The 15,506-nt window shown below is 70.9% G+C and carries 13 protein-coding genes and 1 tRNA gene; 5 read left to right on the plus strand and 9 right to left on the minus strand.

From position 1 onward, the window contains the following. Position 1: 1 nt before the first annotated feature. Positions 2-1,744 carry a hypothetical protein gene (locus ABZT74_RS04280; RefSeq protein WP_356433345.1) on the plus strand — a complete coding sequence of 581 codons (1,743 nt, stop codon included), beginning with the start codon at positions 2-4 and terminating at the stop codon, positions 1,742-1,744. Between the two features lie 290 nt (positions 1,745-2,034). On the opposite strand, the gene ABZT74_RS04285 is transcribed toward ABZT74_RS04280, so the two are convergent. Further along, positions 2,035-2,111, minus strand: a tRNA-Thr gene (locus tag ABZT74_RS04285). A 241-nt stretch (positions 2,112-2,352) separates the two neighbouring features. On the opposite strand from ABZT74_RS04285, the gene ugpC reads away from it, so the two are divergent. The 3 genes from ugpC to ABZT74_RS04300 all read left to right on the plus strand — a co-directional run bounded on the left by ugpC (position 2,353) and on the right by ABZT74_RS04300 (position 5,128). Then, complete coding sequence (ugpC, locus tag ABZT74_RS04290) at positions 2,353-3,489, plus strand: sn-glycerol-3-phosphate ABC transporter ATP-binding protein UgpC (protein ID WP_355873540.1); 1,137 nt, start codon at positions 2,353-2,355, stop codon at positions 3,487-3,489. A 233-nt stretch (positions 3,490-3,722) separates the two neighbouring features. Then, positions 3,723-4,172, plus strand: a complete 450-nt coding sequence (locus tag ABZT74_RS04295) for a hypothetical protein (RefSeq protein ID WP_356167298.1) — start codon at positions 3,723-3,725, stop codon at positions 4,170-4,172. Between the two features lie 224 nt (positions 4,173-4,396). Beyond that, positions 4,397-5,128 carry a nucleotidyltransferase family protein gene (locus ABZT74_RS04300; RefSeq protein ID WP_355873534.1) on the plus strand — a complete coding sequence of 244 codons (732 nt, stop codon included), beginning with the start codon at positions 4,397-4,399 and terminating at the stop codon, positions 5,126-5,128. 219 nt (positions 5,129-5,347) lie between these two features. Here ABZT74_RS04300 and ABZT74_RS04305 read toward each other — a convergent pair whose 3' ends face one another. The 6 genes from ABZT74_RS04305 to ABZT74_RS04330 form a co-directional block, all read right to left on the minus strand. Beyond that, positions 5,348-7,000, minus strand: a complete 1,653-nt coding sequence (locus ABZT74_RS04305) for a DoxX family membrane protein (RefSeq protein WP_356433346.1) — start codon at positions 6,998-7,000, stop codon at positions 5,348-5,350. 117 nt (positions 7,001-7,117) lie between these two features. Beyond that, on the minus strand, positions 7,118-8,059 hold the full coding sequence (gene rlmB, locus ABZT74_RS04310) for a 23S rRNA (guanosine(2251)-2'-O)-methyltransferase RlmB (protein WP_355873528.1): 942 nt from the start codon (positions 8,057-8,059) through the stop codon (positions 7,118-7,120). A gap of 119 nt (positions 8,060-8,178) precedes the next feature. Continuing rightward, on the minus strand, positions 8,179-9,579 hold the full coding sequence (gene cysS / locus ABZT74_RS04315; protein WP_356167304.1) for a cysteine--tRNA ligase: 1,401 nt from the start codon (positions 9,577-9,579) through the stop codon (positions 8,179-8,181). A gap of 251 nt (positions 9,580-9,830) precedes the next feature. Beyond that, positions 9,831-10,355, minus strand: a complete 525-nt coding sequence (gene ispF, locus ABZT74_RS04320; protein ID WP_356167307.1) for a 2-C-methyl-D-erythritol 2,4-cyclodiphosphate synthase — start codon at positions 10,353-10,355, stop codon at positions 9,831-9,833. After that, complete coding sequence (gene ispD / locus ABZT74_RS04325; RefSeq protein WP_356167310.1) at positions 10,345-11,097, minus strand: 2-C-methyl-D-erythritol 4-phosphate cytidylyltransferase; 753 nt, start codon at positions 11,095-11,097, stop codon at positions 10,345-10,347. Before ispD ends, ispF begins: the two co-directional genes overlap by 11 nt. 381 nt (positions 11,098-11,478) lie before the next feature. Then, positions 11,479-11,961 carry a CarD family transcriptional regulator gene (locus tag ABZT74_RS04330; RefSeq protein WP_003953493.1) on the minus strand — a complete coding sequence of 161 codons (483 nt, stop codon included), beginning with the start codon at positions 11,959-11,961 and terminating at the stop codon, positions 11,479-11,481. A 723-nt stretch (positions 11,962-12,684) separates the two neighbouring features. Between ABZT74_RS04330 and ABZT74_RS04335 the strand changes: the two genes are divergently transcribed. Beyond that, positions 12,685-13,356: a DUF461 domain-containing protein gene (locus tag ABZT74_RS04335; RefSeq protein ID WP_356167313.1), complete on the plus strand. Its 672-nt coding sequence runs from the start codon at positions 12,685-12,687 to the stop codon at positions 13,354-13,356. A gap of 131 nt (positions 13,357-13,487) precedes the next feature. Here the strand turns inward: ABZT74_RS04335 and ABZT74_RS04340 are convergent, their stop codons facing one another. Together ABZT74_RS04340 and ABZT74_RS04345 are read right to left on the minus strand one after the other, a co-directional pair. Next, positions 13,488-14,168 (minus strand): response regulator transcription factor, encoded by a 681-nt coding sequence (locus ABZT74_RS04340; RefSeq protein ID WP_009340348.1) that lies wholly within the window; start codon positions 14,166-14,168, stop codon positions 13,488-13,490. After that, positions 14,165-15,442, minus strand: coding sequence for an ATP-binding protein (locus tag ABZT74_RS04345; protein ID WP_355873514.1), 1,278 nt, complete (start codon positions 15,440-15,442; stop codon positions 14,165-14,167). The genes ABZT74_RS04340 and ABZT74_RS04345 overlap by 4 nt, the downstream gene beginning before the upstream one ends. Positions 15,443-15,506: the final 64 nt, after the last annotated feature.

Consider the following 15,506-nt stretch of genomic DNA (forward strand, 5'->3'; position numbering starts at 1 on the left):
GATGAGCCGGGGCGAAGAGACCGAGGAGCCGATCACGGGAGGCGTCGACCCTGCCGCGCCCGGGAAGCCGATGGATCTCGGCAAGCCGGAGCCCGCGGGCGAAGCGGCCGGGACGGTGCCGCGCTTCGCGGTGGTCATCTCCGGCGACGGCTCGGCCGCGATCGACGGCGAGCCCGTACCGGCGGCGGAGGGGGCGACGGTCGACGCCGCGATCCTCGACGTCCTCCACGGCTACGCCCGCGACCTGGACACCACGGTGACCGCCACCATCTCCGACCCGTCGGCGGGGTACGTGGCCTCCGTCGAGGTGGCCCCCGACGGTTCGAGCAAGCTGGTGGACCAGCAGGAGCAGCAGCCGGAGACGATGCCGGCGCCCGTTCCCGTACCGATACCGGTCCCGGCATCCGAGCACACGGGTACGCCGACCGCCGAAGCCGAACAGGCCGAGCGAACCCGGGACTTCACCGGCGAGCCCGATGACGAGTGGGACGACGACTCCTACGCGGAGGCCGCCGACGACGGTGCCGCCCCCGACGATGACGCCGACGACGAATATGACGATGACTATGCCGATGACGACACGGCCGATGACGACGGCGACGAGTACGACGTAGAGGCGTACACGCTGGAGCAGCAGAGGCTGCGGGAGTCGGCGCCCCTCCCCCCGCCGCCGCCGGCCCCCAACGCGCCCTCGTCCTCCTACCCGTCGTCGCCCTCGTACTCGGACGACGACGATGACGATGACGAGGCAGAGGACGAGGGCGACGAGGTCGCGGGCTTCGGCGCCGACTCGGGCCGGGAGGGGGGATTCCCGGTCGCCGGAGCCGCCGCCCGGCCCGCGCCCCAGCTCGTCCGCCGGCCGGGCTCACGCCAGTCGGACGACGAGTACCGGGGCCCGGGGCTGCTGCACCGGCCGATGGTCGTCGGGCCGGTGGCCCTCGTCGTGGCCGCTCTCGTGATCGTTCCGCTGGTGATCCTCGGCAGCGGCGGCTCGGACGACGGCGGGCACCGCAAGGAGGCCGCCCGGTCGAGCGACGAGACGAGCAGGAGCCCGCAGGCCGGGAAGTCGGGGCCGATATCGACCTCGTCCCCGAGCCTCCCGCCGCCGCCCAGCGTCTCGGCGTCCCCGTCGGCCAAGCCGAAGAAGTCGAAGGACGCGACGAAGAAGGCGAAGGAGCCGGGGAGCGGCGGAGGAGGGGTCGTCGTCACCGTCACGGCCAGGCCGCCGCAGGCCACGGTGACGGCGAAGCCCCCGCAGGACACGGCCGCGAGCGCCGTGAAGCGGCTCGCCAGGAACGATCCGTCGGGGCGGCACATCTGCTACCGCGCCTACGTCTCCGGACAGGGCTGGCAGAAGCCGGTGTGCGACGGCACGATGGCCGGCACGACCAACCAGAACCGCCCGATCAAGGCCCTCAACATCGCGGTGTCGGGCAGCGGCGGATCGTCCGCCAACGCCTTCGTCCACAACTCCGCCTCCAAGGACGGCAGGGGCAAGTGGATGCCGCAGTGGACCCCCGTCAGGGCCGACGGCACGAACAACTACATCGGCAGCGCCAAGCAGAGCGCGCCGAACATGTCCGGCTTCGCCATCAACGTCGGCACCGGCCGCGTCTGCCAGCTGGCCAAGGTCCACTCGTACGCCTGGGGCGGCCAGGGCTGCGCGGACGCCCGGCCCGGCTACATCTTCGGCGGCGCCCTGGAGAACGACCGCTACCTGGAGGCGGTCAAGTTCACGGTCTGACGTTTCCGCGTCGCGGGCGCCGTCACGGCCCAAGGATCTACGGGACGGGGACCGGAACCGCCGCCGAGGGGTTGTGGGGCCGAGGGGCGGAACACTCTGCCCCGGCGGCCCCCTCCGGCTGCCCTGCCGACTGCCCTTTCGGGCACGAAAGGCGTCCCCGAAACCGTCGACGCCCCCGGCCCGCCGGCTGATGGACGGGTACTACCCGCGTCAGCTGATCACTGAGCCCCGCCGCACACACGTCGGAGGGCGACGCGGATGATCCGCGCCGCCCTCCGACGTCTTTCTGCTGGAGCCCCCTGTCGGATTCGAACCGACGACCTACGCATTACAAGTGCGTTGCTCTGGCCATCTGAGCTAAGGAGGCCTGCACGCGCGCGTGCGGTGTTACGTGCCCGAGCAGTGTACCCACGTCACCAGAGGCCCCTGTCGAAAATTTCCGCGAACTTCACCGGTCCCGGAGTACTGACAGAACACGTGAACGGCAGGTAGCGTCCTGAACCAGTTCACCCATGTGGACTACACCACTACGGACCATCTCGTAGTGGATCACCACCTTTACAACGGATCGTCCGGCACGTTCCTGCCGGTGAAGGGGGCCCCTCACCATGGCCACTGTCTCGTTCAACAAGGCGACCCGCATCTACCCGGGTGGCGACAAGCCCGCCGTCGACCAGCTCGAGCTCGACGTCGCGGACGGCGAGTTCCTCGTCCTCGTCGGTCCCTCCGGCTGCGGAAAGTCCACCTCCCTGCGCATGCTCGCGGGTCTCGAGGACGTCAACGGCGGTTCGATCCACATCGGTGACCGCGACGTCACGCACCTGCCGCCCAAGGACCGGGACATCGCCATGGTGTTCCAGAACTACGCGCTGTACCCGCACATGACCGTCGCCGACAACATGGGCTTCGCGCTCAAGATCGCCGGCGTCAACAAGGCCGAGATCCGCCAGAAGGTCGAGGACGCGGCGAAGATCCTCGACCTCACCGAGTACCTCGGCCGCAAGCCGAAGGCCCTCTCCGGCGGTCAGCGCCAGCGTGTCGCGATGGGCCGCGCGATCGTGCGTGAGCCCCAGGTCTTCCTCATGGACGAGCCGCTGTCGAACCTCGACGCCAAGCTCCGCGTCTCCACCCGTACGCAGATCGCGTCCCTGCAGCGCCGCCTCGGCATCACCACGGTGTACGTCACCCACGACCAGGTCGAGGCCATGACCATGGGCGACCGCGTGGCCGTGCTCAAGGACGGTCTGCTCCAGCAGGTCGACTCGCCGCGCAACATGTACGACCGCCCGGCCAACCTCTTCGTCGCCGGCTTCATCGGCTCCCCGGCCATGAACCTGGTCGAGGTCCCGATCACCGACGGCGGCGTGAAGTTCGGCAACAGCGTCGTCCCGGTGAGCCGCGAGGCCCTCTCGGCCGCCGCCGACAAGGGCGACCGCACGGTCACCGTCGGCATCCGCCCGGAGCACTTCGACGTGGTCGAGCACAACGGCGAGGCCGCCAAGTCGCTCACCAAGGACACCGAGGACGCTCCGGCCGGCCTCGCCGTCTCGGTGAACGTCGTCGAGGAGCTCGGCGCCGACGGCTACGTCTACGGCTCCGCCAAGGTCGACGGCGAGCTGAAGGACCTCGTCGTCCGCGTCAGCGGCCGCGCCGTCCCGGACAAGGGCGCCACGCTGCACGTCGTGCCGCGTCCGGGCGAGATCCACGTGTTCTCCACCTCCACGGGCGAGCGCCTGTCCGACTGACGACCGCGTCGTCCGGGCCGAACGCACACCCCGTAGAGGGTGAATTCACCCAAGTTGACGAAGAAGGCCCCGCAGCCTGCTGCGGGGCCTTCTTCGTTGTCGACAAATACCCCGGCAGACCGGGCATTTCGATATCTGTACGTCAACTCACTACCTCGAAAAGGCGGTTTCCCCATCCCCCGAACCGGTGACTAAATGTCGCCAAATCATCACCCCGCGCTACCCTCACTCGCGTGAAGCACTCCACCACTAACCAATCGACCCGGCGTGGCCGTGGCCCCGCCCGCCGGATCGGCCGCACCCTCGCCCTCGTTCTGCCTGTCGTCCTGGTGCTCTCCGGGACTCTCGCGGTCACCCGAGTCAACTGGTCGGGGAATCCCTCGAACTCGGTGCTCACCGCGTCCTCCGAAGACGTCTCCTCGCGAGCCGTCTCCCGCGCCCCGCAGGACGTCCTGCGCGACAAACTCCTCCTGGAGCTCCAGGAGAAGAACCCGGGCGTCGCCCTCACCCATCTCCAGGAAGCGGTGAACGGGCGCCCGTCGCTCGCGAAGCACTGCGTGTCCATCGCCCGCGCCCTGGGCCGCGCCGCCGTCCGTGCGTACGGGCCCACGCGCGCCCAGTCGTTCGCGCGGCCCGTCTGCGACACGGCGTTCGCCTCGGGGGTGGCGAACACCCATTTCTGAGGTACCCCGCCCCCGCTCCGGGGACGACATCGCCCCTCGGAGGCCACCGAGCGCTCTCCGAGGGGCACAGCACCGCAGGCCTCCCGCCGCACCGACCACCTCCCGCGCCACCACCGACCTCTCCGGTCGCCCCGGGCCGGCTCCGGCCGCCCCCGGTCACCCCCGGCCGGCTCCTCCGACCGGTCTCCCGAAGTCGCCCGGACACCGCCACGTACAGTTCGGTCATGACCGATCCGAACGCCGAGGCACGCCCCGTTCAAGCCGTCGTCCTGGCCGGCGGCCAGGGCTCCCGGCTGCGGCCCTACACCGACGACCGGCCGAAGCCCATGGTCGAGATCCCCGGCACCGGGACACCGATCATCGGGCACCAGCTGACCTGGCTCGCCGAGGAGGGCGTCACCGACGTCGTCATCTCCTGCGGCCACCTCGCCGGGGTCCTGCAGACGTGGCTGGACTCGGCCGAGCTCCCGGTCAAGGTGACGACGGTCGTCGAGTCGGAACCCCTCGGCCGTGGCGGCGGCCTCCGGTACGCGGCGGCCCACCTCCCGCACCCGGACCGCCCCTGGTACGCGACGAACGGTGACATCTGGACCCGTTTCTCGCTGCGCGACATGGCCGACTTCCACGCCGAGCGCGACGCGGTCGCGACCCTCGCGCTGGCCCGCCCCCGCATCCCCTGGGGCGCCGTCCAGACGGACGGCTTCGGACACATCACGGACTTCATCGAGGCGCCGCCCTCCACGTTCGAGATCAACGCGGGCGTGTACGTCTTCTCCCCCGAGTTCACCGGGCTGCTCCCCGAGCGCGGCGACCACGAGCGGACGACCTTCCCACGCCTGGCCCGCGAGAACCGGCTGGCCGGCTTCCCCATCCCGCAGGGTGCCTACTGGCGTGCCATCGACACCGCCAAGGACCTCACGGAGGCGGCGAAGGAGCTTGCGGCCCTGGGCCGTTGAGATCCCTCGGCCCGCACCGCCGAGCCACCCGGGGACCCGCGGGACCACGTGCGGCCGTCCGGCCCGGCCGCTGAAGCCCGCCGAGAACCTCCCCGTGCCACCCAGGACGCCACACAGCGCACCGTAGGCGGTCCGGCACAGTCCGTACGCGTCAGGGCCCCGCACGATCCCGTGCGGGGCCCTGACGCCGTTCTCCGCGATCCGCGCGGCCGGCCGGGGTCAGCCCAGCAGACCGCCGACCAGACCCGGCTGCCCGGTGGACGAGCTGCCGCCGGGAGCGGTGCCGCCCGTGGAGCCGGTGCCGCCGGTCGACGTGCCGCCGCTGTTGGTCGGGCCCGCGGTGGTGCTCGGGGCCTGCTCGGCGGGCGAGGTCTGCTGCGGCGGCGCCTGACCGCTGCTGCCCTGCGTCTGGCTCGGCTGCTGCGCGCCGCCGGCGGCCGAACCGGTGTCCCGGGTCGCGCCGGGCGTCGTGGCCGCCTGCGAGGGCGTCGAGGAGCTGCGCTGCGTGGGCGCCTCGGAGGCCGACGGGGTGGCCTTCTGGTGCCGTTTGCCGGGCGTCTCCGGGAGCGGGGAGCCGGGCAGTTCGTTGCGCGGGGCCTCGCCGGGACCGGGGACGACCACACGGTCGGAGTCGCGGACGGCACCGCCGAGCAGCGATCCGACGAGCAGCGTGAGGCCGATGACGATGGCGGAGGCGATCGCACCGCGGCGCAGCACGCGCCCGCGCAGGTCCCAGATGTCGGCGCGCGGTCCGAGCGTGCGCCACGCCTCGCCGGCCAGCCGGCCGTCGACGGAGTAGACCGGGGCGCCCGCGATGATCAGCGGGGACCAGGCGGCGAGGTAGATGATGTCGGGCGCGTCGTACGCGGGCACCGTCTTCCAGCTGACCGTGACGATGAGCGCGGCCGACAGCATCGCGCCGACGACGGCGGCCACCCGCTGCCACAGTCCGAGGACCGTGAGGACGCCGACGATGACCTGGAAGAAGGCGATGACGAGGCCGGAACCGACGGGGTGCTGGAGGGCGAGCTGCCGCAGCGGCTCGGCGACTTCCCACGGGTGCAGCGTGTTCAGCCACTTCATCATGGAGCCGCGCTTGCCGCCGTCGAAGTAGACGGGGTCGCAGAGCTTGCCCATGCCGGCGTAGATCGAGATGAAGCCGAGGAAGACGCGCAGCGGGAGCAGCACGACGCCGAGGTTCATCCGGCGGCCGGGGTGGTAGGCGTGCCGGGCCGGGTCGGACTCGCCGCGTTTGACGGGAGCGCCGGTGCCCGGGCCGTCGAGGTCGTCGTCCTCGAAGTCGGTGTCCGTGAAGGCCGGTTCGTCGTAGGCGCTGCCGACGGTGCGCATCTGCGGGAGCAGTCGCTGTTCGTCGCCGACGGGGTCGCGCTGGCTGCCGACGAGGGGTGTCTCGACGGTGTCGACGGTCAGGTCGCCCGCGTAGCCGGGCTGTTCGCCGATGCGCGGGATGACCTGGGTCGCACCGGCGTCGGCGTTCGGCAGACTGCCGCCGCCGTGGCCGACGCCCGCGCTCCGTACGGCCTGCAGCAGTCGGTGGGCGCCGGTGTCGTCGGGGGCGGACTTCCCGCTCCAGACGACGGGGGCGCGGCGGCGGCCACCGCCGGCCCCGCCCGCTCTGCCCGGCGTACCGCCGCCGGGGAACCGCGCGGTGTCGTCGGGGCTCAAGTGCCGCGCGACGCGCGCGGATTGCCCCCGCGACGCAGCTCCTAGCTGGACGCGGAAGCTCGCATGATTGACGATGACCTGCGCCGGATCGCTCGGCACCTTCACCATGCTCAGCGCGGGAACGTCGTCGAATCCAGACGAGCGGTCCCCCGTGGGTGTGCGGGGTGTTCTGGTGTCCACACTCATCTAACCGAGTGACGTGTGCTTAGGACACTGCTTTGACCGCGTCGATCTGTCCGGACCGCGTCAAGGTGGTCCCGAACATCCCGATTACCCCACGGGGGTGACGACTGGGACGTTTGTTCAGGCGCGTCGTCGCGCGGCCTCGTAGAGCACAACTCCCGCCGCGACACCGGCGTTCAGCGACTCGCCGCCGCCGGGCATCGGGATCCGGACGCGGAAGTCGCAGGTCTCGCCCACCAGTCGGGACAGTCCCTTGCCCTCGCTGCCGACGACGATGACGACGGGGCCGCCGAGGGCCTCCAGGTCACCGACCTCGACATCGCCGTCCGCGGCGAGACCGACGACGACGAGCCCGGCCTTCTTGTACGACTCCAGGGCGCGCGTCAGGTTGGCGGCGCGGGCGACGGGCGTACGGGCGGCGGCACCGGCCGACGTCTTCCAGGCACCGGCGGTCATGCCGGCCGCGCGCCGCTCGGGGACGACGACGCCGTGCCCGCCGAAGGCGGAGGCGGAGCGGACGACGGCTCCGAGGTTGCGCGGGTCGGTCACCCCGTCGAGGGCGACGATCAGCGGGTCCTTGCCCTGGTCGTACGCGGCGGCGGCGAGGTCCTCGGGGTGCGCGTACTCGTACGGCGGGACCTGGAGGACGAGACCCTGGTGGTTGAGGCCGTTGGTCATGCGGTCCAGCTCGGGACGCGGGGCCTCCATCAGGTGGATGCCGCCGCGCTCGGCGACGAGCTGGAGCGCCTCGCGGACCCGCTCGTCGTTGTCGACGAACTGCTGGACGTACAGCGTCGAGGCGGGCACGCCCTCGCGCAGCGCCTCAACGACGGAGTTGCGCCCGACGACCATCTCGGACGTGCCCTTGCCGCCGCGGCCGCGGGGAGCGGGCTTGCGGAGGGTCTGCTTCGCCTTGGCGTTGGCGACGCGGTTCTTCTTGTGTCCCTTGCGCGCTTCGGCGGGCGGGGTCGGACCCTTGCCTTCGAGGCCCCGGCGTCGCTGGCCGCCACTGCCGACCTGCGCGCCCTTCTTGCCGGACATGCGGCGGTTGTTAGCGGCCATGACCTACCTGTCTGTGTGAGGCGTGCGTACGTACGTATATGAAGTGTGCCGCCCGGAGGCCCGGGCGGCACAATCGATCAAGGTCGAGGGTGATCGGCCGGGGCCGGCGGAGCGGGTGCTCAGCGCGGCCCGAGCGTCCACCGGGGCCCCTGCGGGCTGTCCTCGATGACCAGGCCGGACTGGTTCAGCTGGTCGCGGATGGCGTCCGCGGTGGCCCAGTCCTTGCGGGTGCGGGCGGCCTCGCGCTGGTCGAGGACCATCCGGACCAGGGTGTCGACCGCGCCGTGCAGATCGTCGCCGCGGTCGCCCTCGCCGGCCCAGTGCGGGTCGAGCGGGTCGAGTCCGAGGACACCGAGCATGGCGCGCACCTCGGCGAGGCGGGCGACGGCGGCTTCCTTGTCGTCGGCGGCCAGCGCGGAGTTCCCCTGGCGGACCGTCGTGTGCACGATGGCGAGCGCCTGCGGGACGCCGAGGTCGTCGTCCATGGCCTCGGCGAAGGCGGGCGGCACCTCGGCGGACGGCTCGACGACGCCCCCCGCCTTCTCGACGACCCGCTGCACGAAGCCCTCGATGCGCGCGAACGCCGACTCGGCCTCGCGCAGGGCCTCTTCGCTGTACTCGATCATCGAGCGGTAGTGCGGGGTGCCGAGGTAGTAGCGCAGCACGATGGGGCGCCACGTCTTGACCATCTCCGAGACGAGGACCGAGTTCCCGAGGGACTTCGACATCTTCTCGCCGCTCATGGTGACCCAGGCGTTGTGCACCCAGTACTCCGCGAACTCGTCGCCGAAGCCCTTGGCCTGCGCGATCTCGTTCTCGTGGTGGGGGAAGATCAGGTCGATCCCGCCGCCGTGGATGTCGAAGGCGCTGCCGAGGTACTTGTGGGCCATGGCCGAGCACTCCAGGTGCCAGCCGGGACGGCCCCGCCCCCACGGCGTCTCCCAGCTCGGCTCGCCCGGCTTGACGGCCTTCCACATGGCGAAGTCACGCGGGTCGCGCTTGCCGGTCTCGCCCTCGCCCGACGGCTGGAGCAGGTTGTCGAGCTCCTGGTTGGAGAGCTGGAGATAGCCCGGGAAGGACCGGACGTCGAAGTAGACGTTCCCGTCGGACGCGTACGCGTGACCGCGCTCGATGAGCCCGCGCATCATCTCGATCATCTCGGGGATGTGCCCGGTCGCCCGCGGTTCGTAGGTGGGCGGCAGGCAGCCGAGCGCGGCGTAGCCGTCGTTGAACGCGCGCTCGTTCTCGTAGCCGATGGACCACCAAGGGCGGCCCTGGTCGGCCGACTTGGCGATGATCTTGTCGTCGATGTCCGTGACGTTCCTGATGAACGTCACGTCGTAGCCGCGGTACTCGAACCAGCGGCGCATGATGTCGAAGTTCAGGCCCGAGCGGATGTGACCGATGTGCGGTGCGGCCTGCACGGTGGCGCCACAGAGGTAGATCGAGACGCAACCCGGCACGAGCGGGGTGAAGTCACGGATCTGCCGGGCGCTGGTGTCGTACAGGCGAATGGTCACCACTCCAGGGTAGTGGGCCACGGGTAGTGCCCCGCGACCCTTCCCGCGCAAGGGCCACGGATTCGTGACAAACGGCGGGCCGCCCGTCCCGTCGGGCTCCGCAGAGGGTGCCTTCGGGGCGAGCGGCGGTCGGATCGCGGGGGTGTCCGCGACCGGAGCGACACGACCGGGCGACACGAGGGGAGCGACCCATACGGATGCGAATATCCCGGAATGGCTGAATCGTTCGCCCTCGCGCGACGGTGGTCGGCTCAGGGCGTCCGGACGACCAGAGCGGTGGCGACCGCCATCAGTCCCTCGTCCCGGCCCGGGAAGCCGAGGCCGTCCGTCGTGGCGCCGGACACCGACACCGGGGCGCCCACCGCGTCCGAGAGGATCTTCTGCGCCTCGTCACGCCGCTTGCCGATCTTCGGGCGGGGTCCGACGACCTGGACCGCGACGTTGCCGACGGTGAAGCCGGCCTCGCGGACGATCCGGGCCGCCTCCGTCAGCAGGACGACGCCCGACGCGCCGGACCATTCGGGCCGCCCGGTGCCGAAGTGGGCGCCGAGGTCACCGAGGCCGGCCGCGGAGAACAGGGCGTTGCAGGCGGCGTGCGCGACGACGTCCGCGTCCGAGTGCCCGGCGAGTCCGGGTCCCTCGCCCTCCCATTTCAGACCGGCGCACCACAGCTCCCGGCCCTCCTCGAAGGCGTGGATGTCGGTGCCGATCCCGACGAGCGGGAGCACGGGCGCCGGAGCCTGGGGTGCGGCCTGGCCGGCCGGGTCAGAACCCATCGTTGAGCCTCCGTCGCGCCAGAACCGCCTCCGCGAGGACCAGGTCCAGCGGGCGGGTCACCTTGAACGCCTCCTCGTGGCCGGGCACGACCACGACCTGCAGGCCCAGCTGCTCGACCATGCTCGCGTCGTCGGTCACGTCGTCGCGGACGGTCTCGTGGGCGCGTACGAGCGTGGCGCGGTCGAAGCCCTGGGGCGTCTGGACGGCCCGCAGCCGCGCCCGGACGGGTGTGGCCACGACCGGCTCGGGCTCCCCGGCGACGGCCGCGGGCTCGACCTCCTTGACGGTGTCGGCGAGCGGCAGCGCCGGCACGACGGCGGGGGCGCCGTCCCGGACGGCCTCGATGACGGCGTCCACGGTGTCGACGGGCACGAGCGGGCGGGCCGCGTCGTGCACGAGGACGATGTCGATGCCGGGCGGCAGCGCGTCGAGCCCGTACTTCACGGACTCCTGGCGGCTCTCGCCGCCGGGGACGACGAGGAAGTCGGTGCGGTCCGGCAGCGCGTGCACGTCCAGCAGCGACTTCACCTCGGCCGCGCCGTCCGGCGGGGCCACGACGACGACCAGGGAGACCGCGCGGGACGCGGCCATCGCGCGGGCCGCGTGGATGAGCATGGGCGTTCCGTTGAGCGCGCGGAGTGCCTTCGGGGCGCCCGGACCAAGGCGTACGCCTCGTCCGGCGGCCGGAATCACGGCTGCGGTACGGGACCCCGACGGCGCGGGAAGCGAAACGTCAGACATCGGTTCCTGTCAGGTTTGTGTGCTCGACCGGTATGGGTATGGCCTGGTGAGTACCCCCTGCTCGGAGAGAGGGGGAGTGCCGGGCGTGACGCCCTGACCGGGGACCCTTCCGTGACATCCGGTCGAGTCGGCCGCCGGGCACATCGAGTATCGGACATGCCGGTACGGCGGGGGACAGTCGATGCCGGGTGAACATCCGGTGGACCTGGTCGGACCGGGTGAAAGTGGGCCGGGCGAAGTGGACCGGGTGTGTCGGGGTACGAACATGCCGCAGCGCCCGGCGACAGCAATTGCGTCATCGGGCACCGCGGCATTCATTGCGCAGCTGCGCGGGCTGGTGCGTACGTCAAGACGGCTGGCGTCTCGGCGACTGAGCCGGCGTCAGGACGCGAGGACCTCGTCGAGCAGGGCCTCGGCCTTGTCCTCGTTGGTGTTCTCCGCGAGAGCAAGCTCGCTCACCAGGATCTGGCGCGCCTTGGCGAGCATGCGCTTCTCACCGGCGGAGAGTCCGCGCTCGCGCTCACGACGCCACAGGTCACGCACGACTTCCGCGACCTTGATGACATCGCCGGAGGCGAGCTTCTCCAGATTTGCCTTGTAACGACGGGACCAGTTCGTGGGCTCCTCGGCGTACGGCGCGCGCAGCACCTCGAAGACCCGGTCCAGCCCGTCCTGACCGACCACATCACGCACGCCGACGAACTCCGCATTGTCCGCTGGCACACGTACCGTCAGATCGCCCTGGGCGACCTTCAGCACCAAGTAGGTCTTGTCCACGCCTTTGATCTGGCGAGTTTCGATAGCCTCGATCAGCGCGGCCCCGTGATGGGGATAGACCACGGTGTCGCCAACCTTGAACGTCATGTGACAGGTACCCCTTCCGTGGCTATCCAGGATAACACGGAAACGGCGTCTTCTGAATGGCGTTTTCGCAGGTCAGGGCACATCTCGGGGCTTGACAACCACAACAGGAACGTGCTGCGGGAGGCGAGCGGAAGAGGGTATTCGCAGGTGGGAGCGGCTGTCCAGGCGGAGAGAAACGCGTACGTTACACACACCCCGGGGCTCTGACCAGGGTCCGAACATCCCGATTTGTCCGCCTCCAGGAGCGCGACTTCCGCTACTCCGTTCGATGGGCGCGGCCGGGCGCGGAGCGAATCCGGAATTGATCAAGACGACCGGTGATCACGTGCGTGATCACGTGATGATCGGCTCGCGATGACCTGCTGTTCCGGCACCGTGATCGATTTTCCGGGCGGCCGGCATTCATTCCCCGAAATGCGCAAGGCCGGCTCCGCGGAACTTATGTGAATGGCGGACGAGGGCGCGATCAAAGTAGCCGACGACCCGCCCGGGCGGGTCGGGAAGAACGGGGCGCACATCCGGCGCACCGGAGCCCCCCGGGCGCGTGTCCGGCGCGGCGGCGGGACCCCGGCACCCTTCCGTCGAGCAAAGTCGGGTCCTTGGGGAGGGTCGGGTGCGGTCGCACGGGAACGGATCGGTAACCTAAGGCCGCTGACAGACCCTTAGGGCGGCTTTACACAGGAGTCGCCCTGCTTCGCCCACGTTCAAGGAGTTGCCGCCGCCGTGAGCAGCAGCCTTCGACGCGGCGCCTCCGCCGCCGCCGTCATCGCGTTCTCGATCGCCTCACTCGCCGCGTGCGGCGCGGGAAGCGATGCCCAGACGTTGGAGGTCAAGCCGGACAACGCGGCCACCTCCGTGGGCAACATCAAGATCCAGAACGCTCTCGTCATCACCCAGCCCGACGCCAAGGCGACCGGTCCGGCGGTGATCTCCGCGACGCTGTTCAACAGCGGCACCACCGCGCAGACCCTCGACTCGATCGGCCTCAACGGCGAGGGGGCCATCAAGATCACGCCTGCCGGCGGCAAGGGCCAGGTGACCGTCCCGGCCGGCGGCTCGGTCGTCCTCGGCGGCAAGGACAACGCCTCGGCGGCCCTGACCAGCCCCAGCGCGGCCCTGATGGACGGCAGCGTCCGCAAGGTCACCTTCGGCTTCAGCGAGACCGGTGACGTGAGCCTGCGCGCCTTCGTCGTCCCGGCCCAGAGCTACTTCACCAAGTGGGGTCCGAGCGACATGCCGTCGGCACCCGGCGCGTCGGCGGGCACCTCCGCCTCGCCGTCCGGCTCGGCGACGGGCTCCCCGTCCGCGTCCACGTCGGGCAAGCCGTCGGAGGGCGCGTCGTCGTCCGCCGCGGGCACGGCCACGGCCACCTCCTCGGCGTCCGCAGGACAGTGACCCCGCACCGGGCGTCCGGGAGGGCCTCAGGCGCTCCCGGCGGCCCGCGGGCACGCAGCTGACACGTACGAAGGGCGGGACCCCTCCCGGGGGTCCCGCCCTTCGTCGTGTCAGTGGAGCGTGGGGCCGGTTTACGGCTCGAACTTGTAGCCGAGACCGCGCACCGTGACCAGGTAGCGGGGCGCGCCCGGGTCCGGCTCGATCTTCGCGCGCAGGCGCTTCACGTGGACGTCGAGGGTCTTGGTGTCACCGACGTAGTCGGCGCCCCAGACCCGGTCGATGAGCTGCATACGGGTCAGCACGCGGCCCGCGTTGCGCAGCAGCATCTCCAGGAGGTCGAACTCCTTCAGCGGCAGGTCGACCTTCGAGCCGGAGACCGTGACCACGTGACGGTCGACGTCCATGCGGACGGGCCCGGCCTCCAGCGCGGCGGGGGTGACCTCCTCGGGCTCTCCGCGGCGGCGCAGGACGGCCCGGATGCGGGCGACCAGCTCCCGGGAGGAGAAGGGCTTGGTGACATAGTCGTCGGCTCCTATTTCGAGGCCCACGACCTTGTCGATCTCGCTGTCCTTGGCGGTCACCATGATCACCGGGACGTTGGAGCGGCCGCGCAGCTGGCGGCAGACCTCGGTGCCGGGCAGGCCCGGCAGCATCAGGTCGAGGAGGACGAGGTCGGCGCCGTTGCGCTCGAACTCGTCGAGTCCGTCGGGCCCGGTGGTCGCGATGGCGACCTCGAAACCCTCCTTGCGGAGCATGTACGACAGGGCGTCGGAGAAGGACTCCTCGTCCTCGACGACGAGCACACGGGTCACGGAAGGACCTCCGGGGCAGGAAGCGGTTCGTACGGGGATGTGACGGTGGTCGTCCCGTCGGGCTGCTCGGTCTCGTCCTCTTCGTCGAGGCCGGGCATGTGGTGATCGGTCACGCGGTCGCGGGCCGCACTCGCCTCCGGCAGCCGCAGGGTGAACGTGGAGCCCTGACCCTCGGAGCTCCACACCGTGACCTCCCCGCCGTGCGAGGCGGCCACGTGCTTGACGATGGCCAGTCCCAGCCCCGTACCACCGGTGGCACGGGAGCGGGCCGGGTCTACTCGGTAGAAGCGCTCGAAGACGCGCTCCTTGTCCTTCTCCGAGATGCCGATGCCCTGGTCGGTCACGGCGATCTCGATGTGTTCCCCACCGGGTGCCGTCACCCGGCGGACGGCTATGCCGACGCGGGTGCGGGCGGGCGAGTAGTTGACGGCGTTCTCGACGAGGTTGCCGAGGGCGGCGGCCAGCTGGCCCCGGTTCCCCCACAGGCTCAGGTCGGCGGTGCCGCCGGCTGCCATGGTGATCTGCTTGGTGCCGGCCTGGTGGCGGCAGCGGTCGATCGCCTCGGCGACGAGTTCGTCGACGCGGACGGGCTCGGCGTCCTCGAGCGGATCGTCGTTCTGCACCCTCGACAGGTCGATGAGCTCCTGGACGAGGTTGGTGAGGCGGGTGGCCTCTATCTGCATGCGTCCGGCGAAGCGCTCCACGGCCTCCGGGTCGTCCGAGGCGTCCATGACGGCCTCGGAGAGCAGGGAGAGGGCGCCGACCGGCGTCTTCAGTTCGTGGCTCACGTTCGCGACGAAGTCACGGCGTACGGCTTCGATGCGCCGGGCCTCCGTCAGGTCCTCCACGAGGAGGAGCACCAGGCGCGATCCGAGGGGAGCCACCCGTGCCGAGACGGCGAGCGCCTCTCCCCTTCCTGTCCCCCTTCTGGGCAGATCCAGCTCCACCTGGCGTATCTCCCCGTCACGCCGGGTGTCACGCGCCATCTGGAGCATCGGTTCGACGGCGAGTTTGCCGCCGCGCACCAGTCCGAGGGCGTACGCCGCCGAACTGGCCTTGACCACGGCGTCCGCTTCGTCGAGTACGACTGCCGATGACCTGAGCACGGAGAGCACGGTGTCGACACCCGGCGGAAGCACCGGGTCCGTGTGCAGCGAAGTGCGGGTCGGGCGTTTCTGGTCGCGCTCGCTCCAGCGGAACGCCAGCATGGCGATGACACCGGTAAGTACTCCGGCGATCGCTGCCGCTGCGGCGACCGCCGCGTTCACGTCCATGCACCCAGGTTAGGCATGCCGTCGCTCCTGGCCACAGCCATCCGAGTGCGACCTCGAACACTCG

Source organism: Streptomyces sp. NPDC005302 (assembly GCF_040607345.1).
Lineage (GTDB): Bacteria > Actinomycetota > Actinomycetes > Streptomycetales > Streptomycetaceae > Streptomyces.

Coding starts and splice junctions, on each gene's coding strand:
- ABZT74_RS04330 (WP_003953493.1), bottom strand. CDS start 11,961: ATGACGTTCAAGGTTGGCGACACCGTGGTCTATCCCCATCACGGGGCC.
- ugpC (WP_355873540.1), top strand. CDS start 2,353: ATGGCCACTGTCTCGTTCAACAAGGCGACCCGCATCTACCCGGGTGGC.
- ispD (WP_356167310.1), bottom strand. CDS start 11,097: ATGTCTGACGTTTCGCTTCCCGCGCCGTCGGGGTCCCGTACCGCAGCC.
- ABZT74_RS04305 (WP_356433346.1), bottom strand. CDS start 7,000: ATGAGTGTGGACACCAGAACACCCCGCACACCCACGGGGGACCGCTCG.
- rlmB (WP_355873528.1), bottom strand. CDS start 8,059: ATGGCCGCTAACAACCGCCGCATGTCCGGCAAGAAGGGCGCGCAGGTC.
- ABZT74_RS04345 (WP_355873514.1), bottom strand. CDS start 15,442: ATGGACGTGAACGCGGCGGTCGCCGCAGCGGCAGCGATCGCCGGAGTA.
- ABZT74_RS04300 (WP_355873534.1), top strand. CDS start 4,397: ATGACCGATCCGAACGCCGAGGCACGCCCCGTTCAAGCCGTCGTCCTG.
- ispF (WP_356167307.1), bottom strand. CDS start 10,355: ATGGGTTCTGACCCGGCCGGCCAGGCCGCACCCCAGGCTCCGGCGCCC.
- ABZT74_RS04280 (WP_356433345.1), top strand. CDS start 2: ATGAGCCGGGGCGAAGAGACCGAGGAGCCGATCACGGGAGGCGTCGAC.